Annotated in this window: 7 protein-coding genes, 1 pseudogene and 1 riboswitch; of the genes and pseudogenes, 7 read left to right on the forward strand and 1 reads right to left on the reverse strand. The window is 43.9% G+C overall.

Annotated features, from left to right (window positions below):
* Window positions 1-183: 183 nt before the first annotated feature.
* A complete protein-coding gene (locus QZ918_RS32765; protein ID WP_293343192.1) occupies window positions 184-432 on the reverse strand; it encodes a hypothetical protein in 249 nt (82 codons plus the stop codon).
* Between QZ918_RS32765 and QZ918_RS33375 the strand changes: the two are divergent.
* From QZ918_RS33375 to QZ918_RS32795, 7 genes and pseudogenes are all read left to right on the forward strand, one after another.
* A pseudogene (locus QZ918_RS33375) lies at window positions 346-549 on the forward strand (IS1634 family transposase); the annotation flags it as partial. The gene QZ918_RS32765 and the pseudogene QZ918_RS33375 sit on opposite strands and share 87 nt — an antisense overlap.
* A gap of 515 nt (window positions 550-1,064) precedes the next feature.
* Window positions 1,065-1,265: a hypothetical protein gene (locus QZ918_RS32770; protein ID WP_293343195.1), complete on the forward strand. Its 201-nt coding sequence runs from the start codon at window positions 1,065-1,067 to the stop codon at window positions 1,263-1,265.
* Between the two features lie 217 nt (window positions 1,266-1,482).
* On the forward strand, window positions 1,483-1,770 hold the full coding sequence (locus QZ918_RS32775; RefSeq protein ID WP_293158224.1) for a hypothetical protein: 288 nt from the start codon (window positions 1,483-1,485) through the stop codon (window positions 1,768-1,770).
* Window positions 1,771-1,830: 60 nt separating this feature from the next.
* Window positions 1,831-1,910: riboswitch (adenosylcobalamin-variant (AdoCbl-variant) riboswitch) on the forward strand.
* Between the two features lie 42 nt (window positions 1,911-1,952).
* Complete coding sequence (cobG, locus tag QZ918_RS32780; RefSeq protein WP_293343198.1) at window positions 1,953-3,443, forward strand: precorrin-3B synthase; 1,491 nt, start codon at window positions 1,953-1,955, stop codon at window positions 3,441-3,443.
* A 382-nt stretch (window positions 3,444-3,825) separates the two neighbouring features.
* Entirely contained in the window at window positions 3,826-4,455 is a 630-nt protein-coding gene (locus tag QZ918_RS32785; RefSeq protein WP_293343201.1) for a precorrin-8X methylmutase, read from the forward strand.
* Window positions 4,452-5,162: a precorrin-2 C(20)-methyltransferase gene (gene cobI / locus QZ918_RS32790; protein ID WP_293343204.1), complete on the forward strand. Its 711-nt coding sequence runs from the start codon at window positions 4,452-4,454 to the stop codon at window positions 5,160-5,162. Before QZ918_RS32785 ends, cobI begins: the two co-directional genes overlap by 4 nt.
* A gap of 477 nt (window positions 5,163-5,639) precedes the next feature.
* Window positions 5,640-5,912 (forward strand): hypothetical protein, encoded by a 273-nt coding sequence (locus QZ918_RS32795; RefSeq protein WP_293343207.1) that lies wholly within the window; start codon window positions 5,640-5,642, stop codon window positions 5,910-5,912.
* Window positions 5,913-6,228 lie beyond the last annotated feature (316 nt).

The raw sequence follows: 6,228 nt of genomic DNA on the forward strand, positions 1-6,228 counted from the left end.
CATGTCTTAAAGCCGGATTTCTAGAACTATTAAATATGATGAATAAATTTCGTGGATATACAACATTAGACTCTGGATAAAGTTGGTATGCCGTTGTTTTATTTTGCCCAGAGTGATGAAAGAGCGCTATGGCTTTATGAACTTTGATAACTTTCGAGCAAGGCTATTAGCTTGCTTTTCTGATTAGGTTTGCTTATCACCTTGACTCCAGAAGAACCATGTAAGTCTTTTAAAATCATCAAATTTTTGTTTGAGTTTTTCACCAAGGAACATAAATTTAGTTTCCCCAAAATCAATCAGTACACCTATACCACCGATACATAGAAAATTATTTAGGATTGCTATACCAACAAGCAAGTGAAAAATCAGGTAAAGAAATTGACCAATAAGCCGACAATGCGCTGGATATTTCAGATGTTTCAGGCGGTGCATTTAGTGACAATAAATGGAGCGAAGCAGGTCAGTAATTTAACCAAAAAACTTCAAAATATCTTGCGATATTTAGGAGAGTATTGTTGTCAATACTATTTAATGTTTTCAAGTGAATAAAGATTGAGTTTGAAGTATAGATATTTGTGAATAATTTTCATTAATTGGTCAAGATAATTTGCTTTTGCCATAAGTTACCATGCTTAAAAAAATAATTAATCGCAACAAAAAGCAATGTGAATATGTGAGAAAAAGTCAATTATTTCAAATTACTTAATTTAGTTGAATTCAACAAGCTTCTGTAACGCTAACACTGCATAATTTCAGCCCAAAAGCGTTTGGCTTCCAAGTTTTCACAACTGATAAAAAATCAGACCCACATCTGCGGAATGTGGGTTTTAAAATTATTCAGGCTTGGTTTCTGGCACAAGCTGCTGATCGCCAAAAATTATTTGGTGTTATTCCTCAATACTTCGGACATTTTTTTAACGACTCTGTAAGCGTTACAGCGTAAGCCCTGGCATTTTTAATGTTTTTTTGAAACTCCGGGCTAGACTTAAAGATTGAAAAAATACTCATCCCTATAGCCATCAAGGGTTTGAGATACTCGATTAGATCTAAAACTGTCCGAAGTATTGATTCCTATATCTGGAGATTCTCAAATCGATCGAGAAATCCTAATGGATACGAACAATCTTCGCTGTGGAGATAGCGGCCCAGGGCCTATACAGGGTCAAAACAAATTTGGCGAACCGCCGGAGGATTGTTTTACAGGCTGGGTTTTGTATCACAAGCCCAGCGGTTTTTACTACCGTCGTTTTGCTTGCCATACTTAATGCTGATTTTGAGAAAAATTAGCATTAAGTATGGCGAGAAACCGGGTTTTGTGCGAAAATTATTCGTTGTCGCCAACAGGTTATATAAAAAATCCGGTTTCTTTGTTCTTGATTCGTAAGTAGTGTTTCAAAAATCATGCAACAGTCTTCCGTAGGGTGTGTCGCCCTGAAAAATATCTCAATAAAAATCAACTTTTCGAGATTTAAAATAATAGTTATGTTTCTTTATCAAAAAATCAGATTTTTAGCGAATCATAAAAACAAATGGGACGAATGGATGCTGTCGCAGATTGCCACAATGGAAACAGGAAATGAAATCATGCCACCTTGGGTAATGTTTCCAGGAGAGGACGTTGGTTGGCGACAAGGTTATCAAGAAGCTTGGTTGCACGAAGTTTGGCTACCGTTTTGGTGGCGGTTGCTGGCTGGGGAGCGGGAAATTTATATTAACAAATGGAATATTCCGGCTTACTGGCGAGTTCGTATTAGCAACTATACAGAATAACCGGGCATTTGTTAAGAAATTCGAGATTTTGGGCTGCTGGCGATCGACTTATGATATATTTCTTAAACCTGAAAGTGGGAAAGTCCGGTGTAATTCCGGCGCTGTGCCGCAACTGTCAAAGCCAGAATGCCGATTTCAGGAGTTTATTTTACATTCCCTGCGTCACACGGGGAGGAGTTTCTTTGTTGAGTTTGAGTGAATTACCGACTTGTCCGGGCTTATTTTCCGGTTCCAGAGCCCGAGACGGCGTTTTATCGAGAATGCGGATTCCGGGGGGAATTTTAAATGTACAGCAGTGTTGGTCGATCGCCAATTTTGTCGATCGCTACAGTAGTGGCTGTTTGCAAGTCACAAATCGGGCAAATTTACAAATCAGAGAATTGCACTCGCAAATTCCCCCGTCAATTTGGCAAGATTTACAGAAATTGGGATTAGCATCTCGCCGCGTTGAAGTCGATCCAATTCGCAATATAATGGCAAGTCCGACAGCAGGAATCGATCGCCAAAACTTACTGGATACTCGCCCGCTAGTTGCAGCTTGGGATAATTACCTGCAAACTCATCCTGAGTTATCGGAACTTTCCGCTAAATTCAGTATTGGCTTTGATGGCGGAGAATTAGTTTCTATCCGGAATTTCCGGAATGATATTTTATTAGTGGCAAAAAGGCGACAGCCAAATTCCGAAATTATTTTTAGTCTGCATTTCAATGGCGTCGATACAGGAATTATAATCGAAGAATCGCAATGTATTTTAGTATTAGCAAGCTTAACTAGCGCGTATCTTGAATACACTAAAAATCAGCCTAGAATCAATGGCAAGAAACCGCGTTTGCGTCATCTTCTTGCTGATTGGGGCACAGCAAAGTATCTAGAAAAAGTAGAGAAAAAATTGCCGTTTGCATTGCGTCAAGAGGCGATAGAACTTTTTCTAAAAGACATATCCAACAACTCTTGTGGAACAGGCATCCTGCCTGTCACGAGCGCACCCAACGGCAATCTCGGGATTCACAGTCAACGACAGTCCGGTTTCTCCTACATCGGCATTGCACTGCCCCTAGGCAAGCTAGAATCAAATCAACTGAGAAATTTGGCAAGTTTAGCCCAAAATCTAGGCGGAAGCACCCTAAGACTTACGCCGTGGCAAAATCTGCTGATTTCTGACATCCCCAACTCCCAGGTTTTCGAGGTCAAACAGCAAATCGCCGATTTAGGATTGCACTCATCTGCAACTCACCTAGATTCCTGCTTAGTTGCGTGCGCCGGTAGCAGCGGCTGTGCGTCAGCGGCGACAGATACTCAAAGTCACGCCCTAGCAATGGTGAGGGATTTAGCCCAAAAATGGACGATCGACCGATCGATCAATATACATTTCAGCGGCTGCGAAAAGTCCTGCGCCCAACACCAGCCTATTGACATCACCCTAGTAGGAATTCAGATTCAGCAGAAAGGCGAAACCATCGCAGGTTACAACATTTATGCAGGTAGAAAAGACTTGCCCTTTGGACGGCAAATCTTCCGAGCCGTCAGTGTAGCCGAGATGTCCAGTGCGATCGAGCGAATGTTGCGCGTCTACCAGCGGTTTCGAGAACCTCGCGAGTCATTTGGCCAATTTTGCGATCGGTGGGCGATCGACAAATTGCAGAAATTACTGAGCCCAGTAACTCACAATTAAAAGTGAAAAAATATCCCTTAAAATAGACAAAATATTATCATTCCTTCTTCTCTGTCTTCCTTCGCGCCCTTAGTGCCTTCGCGGTTCATTCAAAAAGCTATTCCACAAATCAAACAAACTTCCCATAATCAATACTTCGGACAGTTTTTCTATGGCCCAATGACTTATCCTCGCTTGACTTTGAGCCACTGTGGATAATTAAATCAAAGTCATGTCCACCCCAGACGCGGCATTTAATTCGACTTTTTCATGATCCTTAGCCTGTAAAGCTTGTAGTATCGTTCCAAGAACTGTCCGGAGTATTGCATAATAACAATTTCAAATAAAGTTAAGTACAGTCTCCCAATTCCCAATTCCCAATTCCCAATTCCCAATTATCTTAATGATTGACTACATCCGAGACGGAACAGAAATCTACACCAAATCCTTCGCCACAATCCGCGCCGAAGCAGACTTATCAAACCTGCCGCCAGACTTAGAAACAGTCGCAGTGCGACTAATTCACAGTTGCGGAATGATCGACATCGTTAAAGACTTAGCAGCTTCCCCCCTTGCCACCACCCACGGGCGCAAAGCCCTCGCAGCAGGCGCGCCAATTCTGTGCGATGCCAGGATGATAGCCGAAGGCATCACCCGCAAAAGGCTTCCCGCAGACAATCCAGTGATTTGCACCCTCTGGAATCCCGATGTACCGGAGTTGGCGCGGCAAATCGGCAATACTCGATCGGCAGCAGCACTCGATTTGTGGCTAGATAAGTTAGATGGTGCAGTTGTGGCGATCGGCAATGCCCCGACTGCTTTATTCCGATTGCTGGAAATGCTAGATGCTGGAGCCCCTAAACCGGCCTTAATTCTGGGTTTCCCGGTAGGATTTGTGGGGGCTGCCGAATCCAAAGCCGAACTCGCTGCCAACAGTCGGGGAGTACCTTTTATCGCCCTACAAGGGCGGCGAGGTGGTAGTGCAATGGCAACGGCAGCCGTAAATGCGTTAGCTAAAGAGGACGAACTATGACTAAGACTACTGGTAAATTGTACGGATTGGGCATCGGCCCTGGCGATCCGGAATTGATTACATTGAAAGCTTATCGGATTTTGCAATCGGTACCGGTGATTGCGTATCCGGCGATGGAAAATGGTAAGGTGCTCGCGCGTGCGATCGTCGCAGATTACTTGCGCCCGGAGCAAATTGAGATTCCGATGCCGCTACCTTTTAGTCCCACGCGATCGTCTCAACCGTATTACGATATTGCAGCCCAGAAAATTGCCACCCACCTCAGCGAAGGGCGGGATGTGGCGGTTTTGTGCGAGGGCGAACCTTTTCTCTACGGCACGTTTATGTATTTGTTCAACCGTTTGTCGGGCAAATTTACCACCGAAGTTGTGCCGGGAATTTCTTCGACGATGGCGAGTGCGAGTGCCCTGGGAGTGCCGCTGACTTACCGCAACGATGTGTTAAGCATTATGCCTGCGACGTTGGACGCTGATGTTTTGCGCGATCGACTGGCGCTGGTTGATGCTGCGGTGATTATTAAGCTGGGGAGGCACTTTGCGAAAGTTCGAGACGTGCTGATTGAGTTGGGACAATTCGATCGTGCACTATATATAGAACGTGTAACTATGCCGAATCAGTCCATTCGGGCGATCGGCGATGTCGATCCGGCCCAGGTTCCCTACTGGGCGTTGGTCATGATACCCAGCCAGCAAAAGTCTGTATCTTGACCCTATTCAACCCACATTACGCACCCTAGGGCGTCGGTACAGTATCAGGAGTTGACAAAACAAACTGGAATGATATGTGAATTGAGAAGCCTGTTAAATTCTCACAATCAGGAAAAAGAAAGAAACTTTATGCGCCCTCACTTATGGCATCCTCCAATTGAACTTTCAGCAACAGAAGCGTTGATTATCAAACGCATTAAACGAGCCAAGTTATTCACTGTAGTTTAGACTAACCAAAGATGAGAACGGTGGCAAAAGAAGAACTAAAGCCACCGCGCTGGGAGAGAATGAGGGTGAAAAATAAAACCTATCCACTCCCTAAATGAACAGTGAACGATTAAAGGACTTTCGTCAAGCAGCATACGATTTATTGGTGAAAGCTCTCATATGCAACATTCGAGCTGATGGATGCAGTGATGACCACTCCGAATGCGTCATCTCTCGCGGAATTTCACTCAATCCATTATTCAAGCGTCAATGGCAAGCCGTGTTTACGAAGCATTACAAGACACAAGACCAGACCGGAAAAAACTCATGGAGTTGTATCTGAAGCAATTACAGAAAGAAGCACCCCCAACAGAACACATATTAGTAGCAATTGACCACACTGCATGGGAGAGAGCAGATGCCAAAACGTTACAAGATAGAACCCATGAATATCAAAGGGGTGTAATTGTGGGTCAGGGATACAGTACGATTGCGTGGATATCTGAAGCACTCTTGAAGTTGGGCATTACCCCTACTCCATGAAAGAATTAGTAGTGGGTCTTCACCCATACTTCAAGCAGCTTCCCAACTCAAACTTGTCTGTGAACAGAGCGTCGGCGTTGCTGAATTGGGGTATGATACGAGCAAAAATACGGGAGGGGAGTCGAAAATGATTTCCAGAATTTTGATGGGGAATTGGAACATCTCCAAATTTTAGGTAATGAATTAGTAATTCGCCAGTTCAAATCTGAAGTGCAACACCCAGGAGTTTGACCAAGGGGGACTCACAGGGATAGTCTAATGTTTACCACAACAAAAGGACACCCCCATGAGCTACACCCATCTTACTCTTTCTGAG

The sequence above is a fragment of the Microcoleus sp. CAWBG58 genome, from assembly GCF_020883045.1.
Lineage (GTDB): Bacteria > Cyanobacteriota > Cyanobacteriia > Cyanobacteriales > Microcoleaceae > Microcoleus.

Excerpts from the sequence above, each read along its gene's own strand:
- QZ918_RS32785 (WP_293343201.1), top strand. The coding sequence starts at position 3,826 with ATGATTGACTACATCCGAGACGGAACAGAAATCTACACCAAATCCTTC.
- cobI (WP_293343204.1), top strand. The coding sequence starts at position 4,452 with ATGACTAAGACTACTGGTAAATTGTACGGATTGGGCATCGGCCCTGGC.
- QZ918_RS32765 (WP_293343192.1), bottom strand. The coding sequence starts at position 432 with ATGCACCGCCTGAAACATCTGAAATATCCAGCGCATTGTCGGCTTATT.
- QZ918_RS32775 (WP_293158224.1), top strand. The coding sequence starts at position 1,483 with ATGTTTCTTTATCAAAAAATCAGATTTTTAGCGAATCATAAAAACAAA.
- QZ918_RS32795 (WP_293343207.1), top strand. The coding sequence starts at position 5,640 with ATGGCAAGCCGTGTTTACGAAGCATTACAAGACACAAGACCAGACCGG.